This window comes from Clostridium sp. AWRP (assembly GCF_004006395.2).
GTDB lineage: Bacteria > Bacillota > Clostridia > Clostridiales > Clostridiaceae > Clostridium_B.
In genome coordinates, this window is record NZ_CP029758.2 from 3046442 (window position 1) to 3064700 (window position 18259).

General features: G+C 27.6%; 23 protein-coding genes and 1 pseudogene. 10 read left to right on the forward strand and 14 right to left on the reverse strand.

The features are described from left to right. Positions 1 to 49: 49 nt before the first annotated feature. On the reverse strand, positions 50 to 292 hold the full coding sequence (locus DMR38_RS13940; protein ID WP_127721889.1) for a hypothetical protein: 243 nt from the start codon (positions 290 to 292) through the stop codon (positions 50 to 52). A gap of 149 nt (positions 293 to 441) precedes the next feature. Between DMR38_RS13940 and DMR38_RS13945 the strand changes: the two genes are divergently transcribed. Next, the gene (locus DMR38_RS13945) at positions 442 to 1485 is read left to right on the forward strand and encodes a protein-tyrosine phosphatase family protein (protein ID WP_127721890.1); all 1044 of its coding nucleotides are present in this window, start codon (positions 442 to 444) and stop codon (positions 1483 to 1485) included. A 17-nt stretch (positions 1486 to 1502) separates the two neighbouring features. Here DMR38_RS13945 and DMR38_RS13950 read toward each other — a convergent pair whose 3' ends face one another. Then, positions 1503 to 1691, reverse strand: a complete 189-nt coding sequence (locus DMR38_RS13950) for a hypothetical protein (RefSeq protein ID WP_127721891.1) — start codon at positions 1689 to 1691, stop codon at positions 1503 to 1505. A gap of 266 nt (positions 1692 to 1957) precedes the next feature. On the opposite strand from DMR38_RS13950, the gene DMR38_RS13955 reads away from it, so the two are divergent. Continuing rightward, complete coding sequence (locus DMR38_RS13955) at positions 1958 to 3097, forward strand: diguanylate cyclase (RefSeq protein WP_243124298.1); 1140 nt, start codon at positions 1958 to 1960, stop codon at positions 3095 to 3097. 73 nt (positions 3098 to 3170) lie between these two features. Here the strand turns inward: DMR38_RS13955 and DMR38_RS22640 are convergent, their stop codons facing one another. Both DMR38_RS22640 and DMR38_RS13965 read right to left on the reverse strand, forming a co-directional pair. Next, positions 3171 to 3392 (reverse strand): hypothetical protein, encoded by a 222-nt coding sequence (locus DMR38_RS22640; RefSeq protein WP_347562550.1) that lies wholly within the window; start codon positions 3390 to 3392, stop codon positions 3171 to 3173. Then, positions 3385 to 4362, reverse strand: a complete 978-nt coding sequence (locus tag DMR38_RS13965) for a GGDEF domain-containing protein (RefSeq protein WP_127721892.1) — start codon at positions 4360 to 4362, stop codon at positions 3385 to 3387. The genes DMR38_RS22640 and DMR38_RS13965 overlap by 8 nt, the downstream gene beginning before the upstream one ends. Before the next feature lie 433 nt (positions 4363 to 4795). On the opposite strand from DMR38_RS13965, the gene DMR38_RS13970 reads away from it, so the two are divergent. Continuing rightward, positions 4796 to 5395: a tyrosine-type recombinase/integrase gene (locus tag DMR38_RS13970; protein ID WP_127721893.1), complete on the forward strand. Its 600-nt coding sequence runs from the start codon at positions 4796 to 4798 to the stop codon at positions 5393 to 5395. Between the two features lie 375 nt (positions 5396 to 5770). On the opposite strand, the gene DMR38_RS13975 is transcribed toward DMR38_RS13970, so the two are convergent. Then, entirely contained in the window at positions 5771 to 5959 is a 189-nt protein-coding gene (locus DMR38_RS13975) for a Spo0E family sporulation regulatory protein-aspartic acid phosphatase (RefSeq protein WP_127721894.1), read from the reverse strand. Positions 5960 to 6169: 210 nt separating this feature from the next. Next, positions 6170 to 6361, reverse strand: a complete 192-nt coding sequence (locus DMR38_RS13980) for a helix-turn-helix transcriptional regulator (protein WP_175413016.1) — start codon at positions 6359 to 6361, stop codon at positions 6170 to 6172. Between the two features lie 166 nt (positions 6362 to 6527). On the opposite strand from DMR38_RS13980, the gene DMR38_RS13985 reads away from it, so the two are divergent. From DMR38_RS13985 to DMR38_RS13995, 3 genes are all read left to right on the forward strand, one after another. Beyond that, positions 6528 to 6887 (forward strand): helix-turn-helix transcriptional regulator, encoded by a 360-nt coding sequence (locus tag DMR38_RS13985; RefSeq protein ID WP_127721896.1) that lies wholly within the window; start codon positions 6528 to 6530, stop codon positions 6885 to 6887. A 652-nt stretch (positions 6888 to 7539) separates the two neighbouring features. Then, positions 7540 to 8181 (forward strand): alpha/beta hydrolase, encoded by a 642-nt coding sequence (locus DMR38_RS13990; protein WP_127721897.1) that lies wholly within the window; start codon positions 7540 to 7542, stop codon positions 8179 to 8181. Positions 8182 to 8301: 120 nt separating this feature from the next. Next, entirely contained in the window at positions 8302 to 9051 is a 750-nt protein-coding gene (locus tag DMR38_RS13995; protein ID WP_127721898.1) for a GNAT family N-acetyltransferase, read from the forward strand. Between the two features lie 609 nt (positions 9052 to 9660). Here the strand turns inward: DMR38_RS13995 and DMR38_RS14000 are convergent. Together DMR38_RS14000 and DMR38_RS14005 are read right to left on the reverse strand one after the other, a co-directional pair. Continuing rightward, entirely contained in the window at positions 9661 to 11004 is a 1344-nt protein-coding gene (locus DMR38_RS14000; protein ID WP_127721899.1) for a DUF4179 domain-containing protein, read from the reverse strand. A 1-nt stretch (position 11005) separates the two neighbouring features. Further along, positions 11006 to 11566, reverse strand: a complete 561-nt coding sequence (locus DMR38_RS14005) for a sigma-70 family RNA polymerase sigma factor (RefSeq protein WP_127721900.1) — start codon at positions 11564 to 11566, stop codon at positions 11006 to 11008. Positions 11567 to 11978: 412 nt separating this feature from the next. Here DMR38_RS14005 and DMR38_RS14010 point away from each other — a divergent pair, with 412 nt between their 5' ends. Together DMR38_RS14010 and DMR38_RS21900 are read left to right on the forward strand one after the other, a co-directional pair. After that, positions 11979 to 12284: a DUF4277 domain-containing protein gene (locus DMR38_RS14010; RefSeq protein ID WP_127721901.1), complete on the forward strand. Its 306-nt coding sequence runs from the start codon at positions 11979 to 11981 to the stop codon at positions 12282 to 12284. A gap of 20 nt (positions 12285 to 12304) precedes the next feature. Next, the gene (locus tag DMR38_RS21900; protein ID WP_175413017.1) at positions 12305 to 12481 is read left to right on the forward strand and encodes a hypothetical protein; all 177 of its coding nucleotides are present in this window, start codon (positions 12305 to 12307) and stop codon (positions 12479 to 12481) included. A gap of 75 nt (positions 12482 to 12556) precedes the next feature. On the opposite strand, the gene DMR38_RS14015 is transcribed toward DMR38_RS21900, so the two are convergent. The 6 genes and pseudogenes from DMR38_RS14015 to DMR38_RS14040 all read right to left on the reverse strand — a co-directional run bounded on the left by DMR38_RS14015 (position 12557) and on the right by DMR38_RS14040 (position 16766). Next, entirely contained in the window at positions 12557 to 13012 is a 456-nt protein-coding gene (locus DMR38_RS14015) for a transposase (protein ID WP_243124299.1), read from the reverse strand. Positions 13013 to 13535: 523 nt separating this feature from the next. Beyond that, positions 13536 to 14408, reverse strand: a pseudogene (locus DMR38_RS14020) (AraC family transcriptional regulator). Between the two features lie 139 nt (positions 14409 to 14547). Beyond that, positions 14548 to 14868 carry a TfoX/Sxy family protein gene (locus DMR38_RS14025; RefSeq protein ID WP_127721902.1) on the reverse strand — a complete coding sequence of 107 codons (321 nt, stop codon included), beginning with the start codon at positions 14866 to 14868 and terminating at the stop codon, positions 14548 to 14550. A gap of 207 nt (positions 14869 to 15075) precedes the next feature. Next, positions 15076 to 15291 carry a hypothetical protein gene (locus DMR38_RS14030; RefSeq protein WP_127721903.1) on the reverse strand — a complete coding sequence of 72 codons (216 nt, stop codon included), beginning with the start codon at positions 15289 to 15291 and terminating at the stop codon, positions 15076 to 15078. Between the two features lie 212 nt (positions 15292 to 15503). Next, on the reverse strand, positions 15504 to 15641 hold the full coding sequence (locus DMR38_RS14035) for a recombinase RecT (RefSeq protein WP_243124300.1): 138 nt from the start codon (positions 15639 to 15641) through the stop codon (positions 15504 to 15506). Between the two features lie 450 nt (positions 15642 to 16091). After that, a complete protein-coding gene (locus DMR38_RS14040) occupies positions 16092 to 16766 on the reverse strand; it encodes a haloacid dehalogenase type II (protein WP_127721904.1) in 675 nt (224 codons plus the stop codon). 119 nt (positions 16767 to 16885) lie between these two features. On the opposite strand from DMR38_RS14040, the gene DMR38_RS14045 reads away from it, so the two are divergent. Both DMR38_RS14045 and DMR38_RS14050 read left to right on the forward strand, forming a co-directional pair. Further along, the gene (locus DMR38_RS14045; RefSeq protein ID WP_127721905.1) at positions 16886 to 17569 is read left to right on the forward strand and encodes a helix-turn-helix domain-containing protein; all 684 of its coding nucleotides are present in this window, start codon (positions 16886 to 16888) and stop codon (positions 17567 to 17569) included. Positions 17570 to 17906: 337 nt separating this feature from the next. Further along, entirely contained in the window at positions 17907 to 18101 is a 195-nt protein-coding gene (locus DMR38_RS14050; protein WP_127721906.1) for a hypothetical protein, read from the forward strand. Positions 18102 to 18259: the final 158 nt, after the last annotated feature.

The following is an 18259-nucleotide window of genomic DNA, read 5'->3' on the forward strand; positions in this document are numbered from 1 at the left end:
ACTTTTTTAACCTATAGGTATCATGTATACTCCCTGATATACATTAACTTTAATCATATTTTTCTTTCGTCTCAGCTATCAACTTTGGTAATTTATGCATTAATTTCATCATATGTTTTAACTTATTACCTGATGATTTTGCAACTATCTCAACCATAACTTTACTAACTTGATGTGATGCCAATAGGTTAGGCTTTGATATTATCGCTACCTTTTCCCCACATGTATTACATTTCCCTTGTTGTGATATAAATTTACTAATTCTAAATTTATTTGCTTCATCCTTTTTCATATAATATTTAATTGATAAACATATCTTTATACCCAGTAATAAAAAGCACTAATTCCATAATAAAATTATAAAATTGGTAGAAATAATTAAGAACAATATGAGTTAATATCATACAATATAATGTGAAGAACTTTTATGGAGAATTATATATGGAACAAAATAAAATAATTTTAAATAACTCCACAAATTACAATTTAGTTGAGGATAGTTTTAAACATAACCATTATGGCTGGTATGCTTGTTTGTGTAAATATTTGTATTTTTATTATTATTTACACTGTTGTCCATATAAAGTACCTGCTTATTGGAATCCATTTTTTTATAAATATAGCTTGCATATGAATGATAGAATGATACAAGAACGCTATTATGAACCCCCAAATAATGATATGCACCTTGTTATAAATTCTAATAATACAAAAAAGTTATCTAAACACTTTCGTAAAACTACTGATTTAACTAATTTTAAAGGTAATAAAGTTATAAACTTAAATGGATTAGCTAATTTAAATATATCTGGCAGTTCTCAATTTTCTGAAAGTAGTCTTATGTTAATTAAACAATCCCTAGGTGATGCTATGCCAATAATTATAGTTGACTTAAGACAAGAATCACATGGATTTATTAACGGTATAGCGATAAGTTGGTCAGGTAACAGAAACAAAGCTAATAAAGGTTTAACTAAAGAAGAAGTTTTATTTGATGAGAATACGAGATTACAAAGCATCTTATTAAACAAACCACTATATATTGGCAATAAAATATTAATACCGAAGAAGGTTGAAGATGAAGAAAAATTAGTTCAAAGCTATGGTATGTCATATATGCGTATACCAGTAACAGATAAAGAAAAGCCTACTAATGACATGGTTGATTATTTTATAAAATTCGTTAAGTCATTGCCCAAAAATACCTGGCTGCATTTTCATTGTAAAGGCGGAGTGGGAAGAACAGGTACTTTTATGGTAATGTATGATATTATGAAAAACGCTAAAAATGTTAGTCTCCAAAATATAATGAATAGACAGGTCTTACTAGGAGGAAAGAACTTACTTAGAGATGAACTATACCTAATGAACCGCTCCAAACAAAGAGCTAAATTAATAAAAAGATTTTATATATATTGTGTTGAAAATGATGACAACTTTAAAACTACATGGTCACAATGGATTAAACTTAGTGGTATATTCTAAAAGCAGGCAGTCCAAATTTAAGATAAAATTGGACTGCCTGCTGATGATAGACAAAATAAGAATCTTTCCAAAACTGCAATATTTGCAAGTTCCAAAGTTAAAGGCCCTGTCTTAACCGACACAAAAACTCCAACTGTATTGTCATTAATATATGCAACATAGCAATCTCCTCTACATATATAATCATTAATTACTTCTTTTTTCACACCGCATTATTTAATTCTCAAAAATCATTGTTCTTGTTTTCCATTATAATCTGTAATTTCATTTTTGTCAGAAGATAAATTTATCATATTATTGTTTTAACAATATAATTTAATTAAAATACTATTATGAAAAATAATTATTTTTCGACATATTTAAACAAATAAATAGTAAATTCGCCTTTATTAAGTATAAAGTTAGTATAATACTATCCGATTATCATATAGACTTAATATTTAACAAAATTATTTTGAGTAGAGAGGTGTATATGATGATTATTGAATTTTTTATCAATTCTTGTGTTTTGATAACCTCTATAAGTGTCCTTAGTATTTTTTTTAAAGATAAAATACTAATTTCAAAGTCATCAACAACTATACGTGAAAAACTCTTTATTGGTATGATTGGTGGGATACTAGAAATATTATTGATACTATTTCCTATAAAAGTTATGCCTGATTTATCAATCAATTTTCATGCTCTACCAATTATTTTATCATCTCTTTATGGAGGAATTTTATCTACAATTGTAACTACTGTTATAATTAATATTCTATTTTTCTTGATATTTAGGTTTTCTATAGTTTCTATGTTTTTTTTAGTTACTAATTTGTTTTTAGTAATTGGATTTATTTTTATCTCAAATACTAAAACAACAATAAAAAATAAATGGGTTTATTCTACTTTATATTCATTGATAGTAAGCTCTATTGGAAGTATAATTCTTATTAAAAATACGCAGCTGTTAATTCAGTTTCTAATAATTTACTATATTAATGATTTACTTTTAACATATTTTATATATAAATTTATGGAACATTTATCAAAAGCTTTTGAAGCATATAGAAATCTTAAAACGGAAGCTTCAATAGATTTTTTAACTGGCTTGAATAACGTAAGGCAATTTGATAAAAGTTTACATCGAATTAACATTGCAGTACAAAAAAAAGAGGAAATTCAATATTTATCATTAATATTTCTAGATATTGACCATTTTAAAGAAATAAATGATAAGTATGGTCATGGTTCAGGTGATATTGTACTGAAAAATTTGGCTAACATTCTAACCAACACATGCCGAGCCTTTGATATTATATCTCGTAATGGTGGTGATGAATTTTCTATATTACTATTAAATTGTCCAGCTGCAGACGCAGTCCAAGTTGCTGAAAGAATAAGGCAAAATGTTGAAGCTTATTCGTTTCATATTTCTGATAAAACCACTGTTCATATAACAATTTCAACAGGAGTTTCAACTTATCCTAGTATAACTGACAATATAGATAATCTACTTAGTGATTCAGATACTGCTCTATATAAAGCTAAAAATGAAGGTAAAAATAAAGTAATTTTATACAAAGGTAATTCGCTACAAAATAATTTTAATAGTTATAAGATTCTCCCCTAATATTATATTTTACATAAAAATGGCGTGTGGCAAATATCTTTTTCTAAAAGTATTTTCCACATGCCTGCTCACTTTATGAATCTAATTTATTATTAGTTATATTCATCTGAATAAACAAATTCAAAACTAACATTGTGGCACTTCTTTTATTTGAATCTGACAAACTTGGTCTAGGAATACTCAAAGTTACAGAGTCTATATGGGGAATATCTCCTCCTGAGATTATTACACACAGATCTTTCCTTATGGCAAAAGCCTTATTTAAAATTAGAATATTACAAATAAAATTAATAATATGGAATTACCTTATTTCTACCTGTATGCTTTGCTTCATATAGAGCGATATCTGCACTTTCTATAATTTCTTCAATACTATTGACAATATCAGGATAAGTTGTAACACCAATAGATACAGAAACATTAATTTTTTCACCCGTAGATAGTATAAATTCATGATTTTCTATTGCTTTTCTTATTTGTTCACCAATTTCTATAGCTTGTGTATTAGAACAGTTTATTAATAATATTGAAAACTCTTCCCCACCGTTTCTTGAAATTATGTCAAAAGACCTGCATGTCCTTTTAAGTATTAAAGCAATTTGTTTTAGCACTTCATCACCTGAAGGATGTCCATATGTATCATTAATTTTTTTAAACCAATCAATATCTATCATAATAAGTGAAAGTCTTTCTTTTCTCTCAGCTGCCTTTTTAGATAAATCATTAAACAAGTTGTTGAAATTTCTAACATTATTAAGCCCAGTTAAAAAATCCTTGTAGGAATCTTCTTTAAAGTGCATAAAAAGCAAACTTGATTGATTTATATACTTACAAATATAATATATTATAAATCCAAATATAATTGTTAAAATTGAATATATAATAAATTTTTTGTAAATTGTGTTATTAATTTTTGCAGTTGACAATACTATATTCATAAAAAGGAAATGCAGAATCAAGCTACTACTAATCATGTATATCCATTTTTCTGCTTTCTGTACATTGCATTTAGAAATAAGTCCACAGCCAACACTTATACTTAATATTGTAATTGATGTAAGTATTGTTTGATAACTTATTCCCACAAATACTATCGAAAAGAAAGAAATTACTAAACCAGTAATAAATGAGGCCAAAAATCCACCGTTTATTGCTGAAATAAGTATAGCAAAATTTTGAAAATCTACCGGTATGTAATCTTTACCTTCCATGATAAAAGGTATCAAAAATCCACCTAAAGCTCCTGCAGTAATTCCATATAGCATTCTTATCCATACAGAAGATGATGGATTTAATAAATGTCCTTTATTTTTAAAAAATTGACTCCATATAAAAAGAAATGAAATGAAAAGAAATACACTATTAAGTAAATATCTTGTAATAAATAAGTATTTATTTATAGGACAACACCTCAAAACTTTAAAATTTCACTCTGGTTAATAAAAAACGTCATATTATTATTTAGGACGAAATAAATATTTTGTTCTAAAAATGATGATTTTATACTTATCTTTTATTCATTATTTTTAATTTAATTCCATAAATTAAAAATAATTCTATTTTTGATTCCATTTTATTGCAAATTATAACATTACTTTGATATTCTTCTTATAATAATTGGATTTTACTCAATATTATGTTATAATTTATTATACAAAATATTTATAATGTATAATTATTTTGAAAAGAGGAAACTAAATGGAAAGAAAAAGTGACAGAAAAATAAAATATCTTACCCAAGAAGAAGCAAAAAATCTTTTTAAAGCCATTATCAGTTTAGATAGTATACATGCAGTTAGAGATTTAGCAATTTTTAGAGTTGCTTATAGATGCGGCTTGAGGGCCTCTGAAATTGCTTTAATTAAATTGGAAGATTATAATGCTTCCAAGGGTGAACTTTACTGCAAAAGATTAAAGGGCAGTTACAATAATACTATAAGACTTGATACTAAAACTAAAAATGCATTAGATAAGTATATACATGAAAGCAAATTATCATCTAATTCTGAAATTTTATTTAAAAGCCAAAGAGGAAAACCAATTTCCAGACAAACTCTTGATTATATGATGAAAAAATATTGTTCTCATGCTAATATTTATGATAAAAGTAAATATCATTTTCATTCTATAAAGCATACTACAGCAGTTCATTTGGCAGAGTCTGACATGGATATAAAAGAACTACAATGGTGGCTTGGGCACAAATCTGTTACAAATACAGAAATTTACTTTCAATTTACAACAAAACAGCAGGAAAAAATGTATTGCAAGCTTGAGAGAAAAAACGAAATGGTTTAAAAATAAGACCTTCCCTAATGCTGTATAAAAGGTTTAAAAACCGAGATAGCACTAGCACTGCTAGTTAAAACCGCATAAGAACCGCTTAGAGCTCCAATTTCTATGTCTGCCTCTACTATTTTTGCCGGTGCTAAAACAACAAAAACAAAATAAATATAAAATGCAGCAAATTTAATTTACACTTCATAACAAATTTTATCTTCTATCTTATAACCTTTAATTTTATTTTTAAATTTTTTATGACAAGTGTATACTCATTATTTACAAAACTATAAATAAATTTTCCACAAAATTCTAATTTTAGTAGGTAATTTTTTTGTATTACTGCTTGAAAGCGATTCTACAAGTAATACATCCTATTTTCAATAAAATATTTCAAATTTCTTGATTAAAATTCTTGATATAATCAACTATAACATTATCAAGTTCTTCACTTGTAGCTAATATACTTTTGCTCTCTTCAATATCTTTGTGTTCTATATTTCTAATAATATCATTATTAAGTTTTTCTCTTAAATTTTCTATCTTTTCTTTAATTGTCAATCTATCTTTTGATTCATTCAAAATATATCGTCCCCTAACCTCTTGCTAATATCTACATTACTTGTTATTTATCTTTGACATAAAAAGTGGTGGATAATTTTGAGAATATATTAGTCTAAAGGAAGTAAAATATGTATTATTTATACGTATTTAATTCTATTATTAATATCAGTTATTTTATACTATAAATTATTATCATTTTTCATCACCTCGAATACTAATTATGTAACATTAGAGAAATTTTCTAATATCCACTTCTAAAATTTTCGATAGTTTGTCCAATGTTTTTATTGAAGGATTTGTTCTGCCAACCTCAACATCTGAAAGATATGTATTAGAAATGCCTGCCTTATTTGCTAACTCATACTGTTTTAATCTCTTTTTCAATCTCTCTTCCTTAACCTTTTTACCTATATTGTCCAAATTTCCCACCTCCATAATATTATTATACGATTTTAGCGTATTAATTCAAGCAATAATTATGTTATACACGTAATCATTGCAATTTTTTCTTGCTATTTTACATTCTTTCTGATTTTGTTTATACTCTAATTATTACGTTATTTACGGAATAAACGAGGCTTATATTATGAGTATAATAGGAACTAAATTAAGAAAAATTAGAAAAGCAACTGGACTTTCATTAAAACAATTATCTTCTAAAATTAATGGTAAAATATCTATATCCTTTTTAAGTGATATAGAAAATGGCAGAAGCAATCCTTCCTTTGAAAATCTAAAGCTTATTGCTACTGCCCTTGAAACCCCAATTTCTTATTTCATAGAAGATTCAAAGGATAGTATATTCTCTAGCACCATTGATGATGCAGATTTTATTCATATAATTAATCTGCTTCAGGACTTTAAAGATTGGAGTATAGAAGATAAAAAAGAACTTTTATTCTATTTAAAGGCTAAAAAAGTTATTAGGGATAGCAAGCATCAATGAAATTTATATATTATATGTTTGCTAAAATATAATCTAATGAATAAATGTAAGGAGCTACGAAACATGTATAAATAAATTATATGCAATGAATGGAGTATAAACGGAAATGGATGCTAATATTTTTATTCTTTTATTAAAGTATATGTTCGGGTAGAGGAGTATTAATTAATAGTCAAAATGGAATATTATTGTTTAAATTTATATTTCCTGAAATTAAAAGCAAAAAAGGTTTATGGGTAACTCCCTGTGGTGGAGTGTATAACTGATGGGTAAAAGAGAAGGTCACCTTCTCTTTTTTAATAGGGTATCCTTTTATATGTAAGAGATTCTATTAATTTATCTATATTATTCATTCCCGTTAGATCCTAATTTGAGAAATAGTAAGATGTCCAAATTGCTTTAATAGATCCACTATTTGTTTTTGACCTTTTGATAAATAAAACACACTATCACTCCTATTTATTAATACTTTAGATTGGTGTTATAATTTTATTATAATTTGATATTTTGGGAGATTGAAATAAACGCTGTTCAAAATAATAAATCAATGCGGCTTATGAAAAATGTAAAACAACTCAGTAAATAGTAATTTATAGAGTAGCTTAATTGTTTAGTTTGAACTCAAATAAATAGATAATTGAGAGGTATTAAAATGCGAATATTATTGCTTTACGGAGTTAATTGTACACGCAAAATATGGGATAATCTTCGCCCATATTTAGATAATTATGAAGTGGTTTATGTAGAATACCCACATGAGATTACACAAAAAGCAAATGATATAGATACTATTTCAAAATGGGTTTATGAAACTTATAATGGTAAACCTTATGATGCAGTTATTGGACATAGTCTTGGTGGAATAGTTGCTTTACAATTAGCTTCGAAATATAAAATGAAGTTTAATAAGATAATTTACTTAGACACAAATTTAAGACCAGCAAATGAGTTCTATCGAAATCTAATGACTGTTGAGCATATGACCGAATATGGTAATGATATTCTTACAATGTTTCAAAAAGAAAGAAAGTTTTATACTTCAAATTTATTTAAATCTATTCAAGAGGAATTTGACTATACAAAATATTTAAAAGAACTTACGCAAAAAGTATATGCTATCTATGGTGATAGAAACAGGCCAGAATATAAAAATAAAATTACTGACTTAAATTTATCCAATGAAGCATTATCAAAATTAGATTTTAGGTTTATTAATAATGCATGCCATATGATTATGATAGAAAATCCAAAAAAACTATATGAAATGATTGATGAGATTTTAGAATATAGGTAATTTCCAATTTTAAGTTGATTATTAATTTCAATTTAAGACTAAGTATTATGCTAAATAGCAATTTGTATAGATGATTTGAATGAAAATAAATCAGAATTTATAAGAGAGGAAAATTAAAATATGTGTACTGATTTTGTTAACTTAACAACAGAAAATCTTGCTAATGAACATTTATGCTGTATTATACACAGTAAAAAACCCCACCAAGGTATTGACAAAAAAAGACAATGGCTTTCTGATAGACTAAATGAAGGTCATGTTTTTAGAAAGTTAAATGAAAAGGCAGCAGTTTTTATTGAATATGCTCCTGTTGAAACAGCTTGGGTTCCTATAACCGGTGATAACTATTACTATATATATTGTTTATGGGTTTCCGGTAGTTATAAAGGAAAAGGATATGGAAAATCACTAATGGAGTATTGCTTGGCAGATGCAAGAGAAAAGGGTAAATCAGGCATTTGTATGCTCGGAGCGAAGAAACAAAAACATTGGCTTTCTGATCAATCATTTGCAAAGAAGTTTGGTTTTGAGGTTGTTGATACTACCAACAATGGATATGAACTACTTGCACTTTCTTTTGATGGAACAACACCAAAATTCACACAAAATTCTAAAAAGCAAGAAATTGAATGTAGAGATTTAACAATTTATTATGATATGCAATGCCCTTATATCTATAAAAACATTGAGAAGATAAAACAGTATTGTGAAATGAATAATGTTCCTGTATCTTCAATTCAAGTGGATATACTACAAAAGGCAAAGGAATTGCCTTTTGTTTTTAATAACTATGCTGTGTTTTATAAAGGGAAATTTGAAACAGTGAATTTATTAGATATCGGAAGTTTAAAGAGAATACTCAAGAAATGATAATACAATTTTGGGTTTTCCATTTGATAATTAGGACTGTCTATTTTATCAAAAAGGAAACCCACATATCTCTGATGAATTAGTGTTTAGAGATTATTTACAAATTGATAATATATCTATAATTTTTTTGGTTCATCATTATATATATGATGTTCGTAATAATCTATCATTGTGGCACAAGATAAGAATATTGTTCATCAATATATTTTTTCAAGTTTTGAATCTAACATACAAAATACATCCTCGACAGTTAAAATATCTTGTTCAGTCACTATAAATCCCTCCCTTAAAATATAATTATCATTCTTTCTTAACAACACATGAATTAGTTAAAAATATTTTACAATTGTAATTTAATTGATATAAAAATTGTAGCACATTTTTTCATATATTTTCACAGGTATATAAAAAGTATAGGTACCTTTAACACTGTATTATTCAGTTATCAAAAGCCTTCGTTCGTGTTTAAAGTATCAAACGTTGTGTCTCAAATATTTCATTCTCAGAATATTTGAAATGCGATGCAAAAACACCACAAAATTCAAATGAATAACGTGGTGTTCTAAAAAATTGCTAATTCTTTTAACTATTATTTAAACCATCTAATTATTATTTTGTTTTAACTGTAATACTCTTATCCTTCATAATTGTTAAATTGGAACCGTCATATGTTCCTATCTTAATATCTCTAGATTTTCCAATTTTATATATACATATTGGCTGAGTATCATTCCTATATTTGTTATATAGACTCTTAGCAATATCATCAGTAGCTTCCCTTATTTCGTTACCATCAACAGCCAAATATGTTGGTGTATTAATTACATTTCTTAGACTCTCTTTACCATTGTATTGCATAGCTTCCTTTATAACTAAATAATCACCTTCAATAAAGTAATCCTTTATCTTAAGACTTATATCCGCATTTATAGGTAATACTAGTGGTTTAGGTGCTGTACTAACATCTAATTTTACAGAAGGAAGCTTTTTTTGTTCTTGATTAGTCGCGATATATACTGGTATGACTGTTATGCTATTTGAGTTTCCTGTATTAATAAACCTTGTTGACCATCTACTTAAATTTGCTGAATTGTCATTTCCGCTTCCATTCCATAACAAGCCACACCCTTTATCATTAAATGCTATAAAATCCACATATTGTTTTTTCTCAACATATTTATTAATATCTCCTGTACCCTTTATGACTACTGTTAAAGGTGAGACTATAACAGTATCTACTTTTCCCTCTATACCATTAATTCCAATTTGTTTATTAACGCTACATTTAACTGTATTTTTTACTAACTTGCTTTTATCAATGAAGAAACTGACTCCCCAGTTTCCTTTCTTGCCATAAAGTTTACTTACATCCATATCTATATTCATCTTATCTTTTTTCTCATATTGAGACCAGTGAATTTTCTGAAGTACTTTAACAGTATTATTATCAATAAACTCCCATGAAGCTCCACTACCTATATCTAATCTTTCGCCATTTACCTTCAATGATGTAGGTATCATAAGAGCATCTACATAGTCATCTTTAATTTCCTTATTGTTATTTTTCACAATAAAGTTTAAGAAAAGCTCATTATCATCTGCTACTGCACTTTCAAAAGTTACATCTATACCTTGATCAGATTTTGTTTTGCCAATAACATCAATGTAATCTTTGTACTGTTTGTTTACACTAATTAAGTTCTTATTTAATAAATCCCCAATCACTGGTATTCCATTTGCTAATGCTGGATTAACTGATATTATGGAAGAACAAATAATGAAAGTTAAAGTAGCTACAATTACTGCCTTCTTTTTACCACTTAATTTTTTCTTAGTTATAGTCTTTCTTAAATTAAGTTTAATTCTAGCTTTATATTCCTCACTTACACAAGCCTCTTCAAATTCTTTTTCATCTATATCAACATCATTTAGGATTTCGTAAATGTCCTTCATACTAAACTACCTCCAAATTTGATTTTATCAATTTTTTTCTAAGTTTTCGTTTTTCTCTGTATATTCGATTGTCTACAGCTGCTTTGGTTATATTCAATTTTTCAGCTATCTCTGTGGACTTGTACCCTAAAATAAATTTTAGAACAAAAATTTTTCTATCCACTGGCTCCAAATCATCTATTAGTCTCATTATTTCATTTTTATTTTCTAAAATAACCAGTTCATCTTCAGCAGAAGCCTCACCTAAAATCTCAATAGTGTCTAAAACAACCTCTGCACCCTTAATCTTTGTCCTATAATAATCAATAGCTTTAAACTTTGATATGGCAAAAATCCATTTCTTAAAATCTTCTGTTTTTCCTTTAAATTTATCAGCATTGTTCCACACAGAAAGAAAAACGTCATTAATGCATTCTTCTATAAATCCTGAATCGTTGAATTGCAGCAAAATCTTGCGTACTGTGCCTTTAACCAATGGAAGATATTGGTCTATGATATAATCTAAGGCCTTATCATCTCCTTTTTTTAGTTTTTGAATATAGTTTGTTTCATTTAGTTTCATATTAACTCTCCCTATAAACAGGTATTTTGTAAAAGCTCTTACACTCTATATAACGTTAATAATAAAAAATATTCTCATGTTTTTTCATATTTATTAAAAGTTTTTATATCATTATTACAATTTTTCAATATTTTTTACCAACTAGGTAATAAAACCCACCCATGTATTCATTATAAACATTTTTATTTTTTTATATAATATTTTACTATTCTGAATTAGCCAACATTAATAATATAATCCACCATATTATTCAATTGTCAAAAACATCCGTATATTTAAATTTATTGATTTATACATATAACTCATATTTTGCATAACTAAATTTTCCAACCAACCAATTAATTTTCTGTATATTTTTAGTTGTATTTTGTCTATGATTTTATTATAAAGTATCATAGGAGAAATTCAGACAATGGAAAATATACTTGAAAATGTAAGAGCATATTTTCATGGAAAAATGAATTTTGCAGCTGGTATCTGTAAAAAACTAAAAGTCTCTGAAATAATTGAAAAATCTCTTTCAAAATCCAATGGACGGAAGCCCGATATTTCATATGGAACTTTAGCTGAAATGATGATAGTAAATTTATGTGACAGCCACAAACCGTTATATTTAATACAAGAATATTATGAACAGAAGTATAAATATGTTCTTAGATTTGATATTTACAAGGATACTGTAAAAATACAAGATGCACTTGAAGAGGCGAAATCATAATTGGTCCTGGAAAAATAAAAATGATAAAACTTACATTAAAGTCTATAGTTTCAATATTTCATAATGTTTTAATATTTGTTATCAAGGAAAACGGTATGAAAAGAAGGATATTGATGAATCCGTTAAATGATAGCCAATCAAAAATAATTAGATATTTGGGATTGGATGAAACAAAGCAAAATAAGCTTGATAACTAAAAAATGACGCAGTTTAATAAGCCCTCGATATTAAGACTTTTTACCACTAACACAGAAATCTTTAAAATTTTAAAATTAAGCACTCTTTTTAAGTTGAAAAAGATATGTCCCTGTTCTATCTGACTGAATTTTATTATGGAGCTTATTTATATTATGTGCCATCGCTAACAAAACATTTTTCGCCAAAATATTATTTTTACCTTTACTTAGATATCTACGAAATCCCATATCCTTTTTTATCTCTGCAAAAGAGCCTTCGGCTTGGATACTTCTATTCATTGTTAATTCGCAGCTTTCTTCACTTACAATTCTTTCAAGATTCTCTTTGCGAAGCATGTTCAACAGCTTTGAAGTTTCAAAATTTTTAACTCTTTCTTCTAATGGAATTTTACAGTTATGTCCTTTTATACATTTACTCTTATATTTACAGTTACTGCAATCTTCACATGTATAAATTGTTTTTTCACTAGTAATTTTAAAATACTTAAAATACAAGAAGTTCTTCATGCTTTTTATAAATGGAATCACCATTGCTGTATCTGTAGGCTTAGCACCTATAGTAAGCCATACTATATATTCAGAATCAATTCCATTATGTTAATTTTACCATAAATCTTTCACTCTTCCGAGTGAGAGATTTATTTTTTTATTATATAAAAAACTGCCGCACTAATTTTTTAGTGCGACAACTCCATTTAAAAAACACTTATTAAAAGTTAGTGCTTAAATAGTAAGTGTCAAATATGTTCTTTCCAACTTTAGTTGATTTTTATTAGTTCAAGACGTAATATCTTTTAAAAGCTATTACGTCCATGTATAACTCCTTTAACTAACCTAAGTTTATTTACACTTCCTTCAGCTAAACCATTGTTATAATTACAGTTAATATTATTTTTAACAGTGTTTGTATAACTTTTTAGATAATAATCAGAAGCTATTTTTTTGACTTTATTTTATATATTTAACATATTTAACCAAAAGTACTTCAAAATTTAATCCGACAAATTGAATTTTACCAGCTTTACATTATGCTTATAATTTCATAATCAAGTACTTACTTAACTGCCCGTAGTTCGATATATCCCCTCGTACCAATGGGTTCTAACTGTATGCGGGGATTTGTATCATCCCAGGCATATCCAATGACTGTCGGATCATAGCGGTTCATAGAGGTTTGCACTGCTTCAATTGCCTCACAGTAGTTTTCTTCCGTGAAGGGTTCTCCCTGAAACATCAGATATTTAACCTTCGGCAATGCGATCACATCAAAGTCATCGGGAACGAGACCGTTGTAATCAGCATCTACCTCAACGCCCTGAACATATTTCGAGGTTCCGGGTTTGCGATACTGCTCAGGTAGCCAGAGACACACTGGTTCTCCACACAAAGATTTCATACTTGTGATCATACCCCATACGTCACAACCAACCTCCTGACAATACGCCCAATATTCCATTGCCTTTTGACCGCGTTTGATAATAACTTTGCGGGAGGGTTTATCAATTACCTGAATAAAGACATTTTTTATATTTTCCACGTTACTTGACTCCTTCCAAAGTTATCTAAATTTTACGCCATATGGAGTGAACAAATACAAAGGAATCGGATTTAGAGCATATTCTTTGGGGTTACAGCCGAATTCCCGAAAGAATGCTCGTTGGTAGCCGTCCACACTTCCAAATCCCATATCATAGACCACATCGATAATCCTGCAGGTCTCATCGCGCAGCCGGAGTGCTAATTTGGACAGTTTGAGCCGCCAGATGTAATCTGCCGGAGCCAACCCAGTCAGTTCTTTGAATAACCGGGCGGAATACCACGAAGAGAAAAAGGCAGCTTCAGACAAATCTGCCAACGTAATGCGTTCCGTTAAATGAGCCTCAATATAATTTTGCATTCGTTGAACTGCTTCCACTTTTTCTATCATCTGTATCACCTCCTGACAATTTCTATTATAGAAACCTTGAAAGAGAATTTCTCGACTTTCTTTGCTTTGTCTTTTTTGACTTTATATAAATAACCACCAATTCAAATTACTAGTTATACTACTACCTTAAACTTAAAAATCACTTTTTCCTTTTTACTTTTGGAGCAGGAAGTTCTTTATAAAGCTCAGTAATCAGTTGATATAAGAACTTCTTATTATCAACATCATCAACTAAAAGCATTGGTTTTGCACCATCATAAGGCAATTCCTCTGTTGCCCCTAACATGAGCTGTTTGCTAGCTTTGGTTATCTTAACCAAAAAACGGTCATCATATATTCCTCCAAAAATCTTTCCTTGAAAATATAATATATATTCTCCCATCATTTTTCTATAGGAAATATTGTTCAGTGTATCTAACTGTCCAATAATAAAGTCCAAATACTCTTGACTAGAAGCCATATCCTATTTCCTCCACAAACTTGATTTATTCTTCCAATTCTTTTTTTAAATCTGCTATATAAAGTGATTGTTGCTTTTTTTATGCTCATATTTTACTGAATGAATATTTATAACTGCCTTTAATAACATAAAAAGTAGAACTAATTAAAACCATTTCTCTAGTTTAACAGGACACTAAATACACATATTATTATTTTTAATTTACTTTCAGTTGAACTTTTTATGTTTAATATGCTTCTTGAATGCATACAATATTGAAAATTCTACAACTAAAATAATAAGAGTTGCTGCCAATATAATTAATACTTGTTTCCATAATTCCAACGTTGTAAATGATAATGCATAAAAATAGCATAATATTGAAACAACAAAAATATTTAAATATAAAATATTTTGCTTCTTTATACATTTGTCTTTATTCATCTCATTAACCTTCTTTACAAAAATTTACTTTTACATCACATAATTAAGAATATTATATTCTAATCAAATTGTAGAATCAAATGTTTATGCTCATAAATAAGTTTGTTTGTTAAATACATTCTCAACATTTTTACACTTATTTATTTTCTTTTGACTTTAAATATTTTTGTGTCCAAGGGCAGACAAAAATGCTCTTACCACATTTTGATTCACTATGGTATATTAGAAATCCTACCATTTAATCTTTTAGTTACTGCTGCAGTTCCCATGTAACTTCTCATAAGCTGGAGCTGTTTTCCATACACTACAAAATAGCACTGCTTCTTTGCAGGTGTTAATCCTTGCATCATTATTTAAGTTTGTATTAAATTGAAACATTTTCATTTTTTATTCACAAAAATTAACCACTGGTTAACTTAATTTTCTTGATAAAATATTCAGGATCTTACTTGTGATACATATTCTCACTTACAAATATAGCTCTACTAAGATTATACCAATGGTTAAGACTAGAAAAGAAGAATTAATTATAAAATTAGAATAATAAAACATAAACAAGTTGAGGTAAAAACAGCATTCGTATCATGTACTGAAAATTAAATGTTATAATATGAAATTGCTATTTATGAAAAAAGCTGTGTAATATCAGTGAACATGTCCACGAACAAATTATCTAAACTATGGTAATTAATATAACAAAAAGGCGCATCAACGATTGATACGTCTTTTAAGAAATTTACAAATTATAGAATTATCCTATTGTACTAAAAGTATTATAATTGAACATTTTAATTGAACATTTATAGTACATTAGGCAGTTCAATTAAAGATTTGAACTCAACATCGGGTTCAAAAGGCAATACTTCTTTCTTACCATTAAAACGATTTATCCAAGATGCATTAAATCCAAAGCTTTTTGCGCCAGCGATATCCCAAGTGTTACAAGAAATAAACAATATTTCATTCTTTGCGAGATTATATTTCTCAATAACCAAATTATAAACACTAGAATATGGTTTATACATTTTAAGGCTGTCCGCAGAAAATGAGTTATCAATATATTGATCTATTTTAGAATTTTTAACTGCCTTATCTAACATATTGGGCGAAGCATTGGATAATATTGCAGTGGATATTTTTCTTTCTTTTAATTCAGATAAAACTTCAGGAACTTCTTCGTAGCAATTAATATTTTCATATGTGTTCAAAAGTTTTAATTTTAAAACTTTATCTTTAACATTAAAATAATCCATAGCATAATCTAAAGATTCTTTAGTTATATACCAAAAATCTTCATATCTATTCATAAGACTGCGTAACCAAGAATATTCTAATTGTTTAGATCTCCAAAGTTTTGAAAAAGGTTCTGCTATATCCCCTAATTTTTCGCAATTTATTTTTGTGACTGAATTAATATCAAATAATGTACTATATGCATCAAAAACGCATAGTTTAATGTTTTTAAATTTTTTCATAAAAAGCCTCCACGCTAAATAAAATTTTAAGTTAACTTATGATATAATTATAAAACAAGATTATTTCGATGAATATGGAAATGACATTTTCAATATATACAAATTGGGAGGAGATTGTTTTGAAACCAGATCCTATGGTAAATGATATAGCATCATTAATAGCAGAGCCTTCTAGATGTATAATGCTTATGAGCCTACTTGGAGGACAACGTACAGCCGGAGAATTAGCTAAGACAGCAGGTATTAAACCACAAACAGCAACCTTTCATTTATCTAAAATGGTTAGTGCTGGAATAATTGAAAAATATGCATATGGTAGATATAGATATTTTAAATTAGCTAATGACGATATTGCAAAGTTGCTTGAATTACTTATGAAACTTTCAAAATCACCTAAAATAAATTCATTAAATCAATCTATACATTCACATGCTTTAAGATATGCAAGGCTTTGTTATGATCATGTTGCCGGAAAATTAGGAGTAAAACTTAAAGAATCTCTTTTAAAATCTAACTATATTAAATTAGAAAATGATATATTCTATATTACTGAATTAGGTTATAAAAAATTTATTGAACTAGGAATTATAAAAAGTAAATTTAAAGATATAAATTCTTTAAATGGTGTTAAATGTTATGATTGGAGTGAAAAAGAATATCATATAGCTGGTAAATTAGGACACATAATTGCTGCTGGATTGATTGAATTATGTTGGATTAAAAAATCTCTAATAAGTAGAGAGTTAGAGGTTACAGAAGTAGGTAAAGTACATTTATATAAAAATTTTTATATAAAGTGCTAAAATTCTTGCCTATGTTAAGATTATATTATCCATAATTGCCTTACATTTTATACAAATTTAACTTTCTATTCAATTATTGTATTAACATAGGTTTTGTTGGTTTATCTATACTTGTGCGCTTAGAAGTGGCTTAAATCTTAGACTTCAACATTGTTAACATATAAACAATAAGAGAATCATAGCTGCAAAAACCATTCTAAAGTATGGGATTAAGTGATAATATTGTAGAGTGAGTTAGTTCGCATTTGTAAAATATTGTTTATTATAAAAGTTAGAGATTATCTTAAAAAAGAAATTAAATACGATAAATTAATTGTGAATGAAGGGAGGAATTTCTATGGAACATTTATGTCCAAAGTGTAATAGCAAATTAACAAAATGTGTTGCAAAAACAGGTACAATGTTCAATTTAACAGCTTATAAGGTTCCAATAAAGCCTTTTGCTAAAGAATATAGTGAGTTATATCCATATGTATGTCCTATCTGTGGCTATACAGAATGGTATGTAGAGAACCCAGAAAAATTTAAGTAGTAGGTTCAGAATCTTCTTATCTTGCGTCACAACGATAAAATATTATGCCATAATTATTATCTTAAAAATGGTGGTTGTCTTGGAGGTAAACTATATTAGCATTATTATTACTATTATTAATTTTACTTTGTTACTAGCAATTATATTTGGCATATATT

What these genes read in the sequence shown, in the direction of transcription:
- DMR38_RS13940 (WP_127721889.1), bottom strand. Translation starts at nt 292, where the DNA reads ATGAAAAAGGATGAAGCAAATAAATTTAGAATTAGTAAATTTATATCA.
- DMR38_RS13945 (WP_127721890.1), top strand. Translation starts at nt 442, where the DNA reads ATGGAACAAAATAAAATAATTTTAAATAACTCCACAAATTACAATTTA.
- DMR38_RS13955 (WP_243124298.1), top strand. Translation starts at nt 1,958, where the DNA reads ATGATGATTATTGAATTTTTTATCAATTCTTGTGTTTTGATAACCTCT.
- DMR38_RS13965 (WP_127721892.1), bottom strand. Translation starts at nt 4,362, where the DNA reads ATGCTATATGGAATTACTGCAGGAGCTTTAGGTGGATTTTTGATACCT.
- DMR38_RS13970 (WP_127721893.1), top strand. Translation starts at nt 4,796, where the DNA reads ATGGAAAGAAAAAGTGACAGAAAAATAAAATATCTTACCCAAGAAGAA.
- DMR38_RS13985 (WP_127721896.1), top strand. Translation starts at nt 6,528, where the DNA reads ATGAGTATAATAGGAACTAAATTAAGAAAAATTAGAAAAGCAACTGGA.
- DMR38_RS13990 (WP_127721897.1), top strand. Translation starts at nt 7,540, where the DNA reads ATGCGAATATTATTGCTTTACGGAGTTAATTGTACACGCAAAATATGG.
- DMR38_RS13995 (WP_127721898.1), top strand. Translation starts at nt 8,302, where the DNA reads ATGTGTACTGATTTTGTTAACTTAACAACAGAAAATCTTGCTAATGAA.
- DMR38_RS14000 (WP_127721899.1), bottom strand. Translation starts at nt 11,004, where the DNA reads ATGAAGGACATTTACGAAATCCTAAATGATGTTGATATAGATGAAAAA.
- DMR38_RS14005 (WP_127721900.1), bottom strand. Translation starts at nt 11,566, where the DNA reads ATGAAACTAAATGAAACAAACTATATTCAAAAACTAAAAAAAGGAGAT.
- DMR38_RS14010 (WP_127721901.1), top strand. Translation starts at nt 11,979, where the DNA reads ATGGAAAATATACTTGAAAATGTAAGAGCATATTTTCATGGAAAAATG.
- DMR38_RS21900 (WP_175413017.1), top strand. Translation starts at nt 12,305, where the DNA reads ATGATAAAACTTACATTAAAGTCTATAGTTTCAATATTTCATAATGTT.
- DMR38_RS14015 (WP_243124299.1), bottom strand. Translation starts at nt 13,012, where the DNA reads ATGGTGATTCCATTTATAAAAAGCATGAAGAACTTCTTGTATTTTAAG.
- DMR38_RS14025 (WP_127721902.1), bottom strand. Translation starts at nt 14,868, where the DNA reads ATGGCTTCTAGTCAAGAGTATTTGGACTTTATTATTGGACAGTTAGAT.
- DMR38_RS14030 (WP_127721903.1), bottom strand. Translation starts at nt 15,291, where the DNA reads ATGAATAAAGACAAATGTATAAAGAAGCAAAATATTTTATATTTAAAT.
- DMR38_RS14035 (WP_243124300.1), bottom strand. Translation starts at nt 15,641, where the DNA reads ATGATGCAAGGATTAACACCTGCAAAGAAGCAGTGCTATTTTGTAGTG.
- DMR38_RS14040 (WP_127721904.1), bottom strand. Translation starts at nt 16,766, where the DNA reads ATGAAAAAATTTAAAAACATTAAACTATGCGTTTTTGATGCATATAGT.
- DMR38_RS14050 (WP_127721906.1), top strand. Translation starts at nt 17,907, where the DNA reads ATGGAACATTTATGTCCAAAGTGTAATAGCAAATTAACAAAATGTGTT.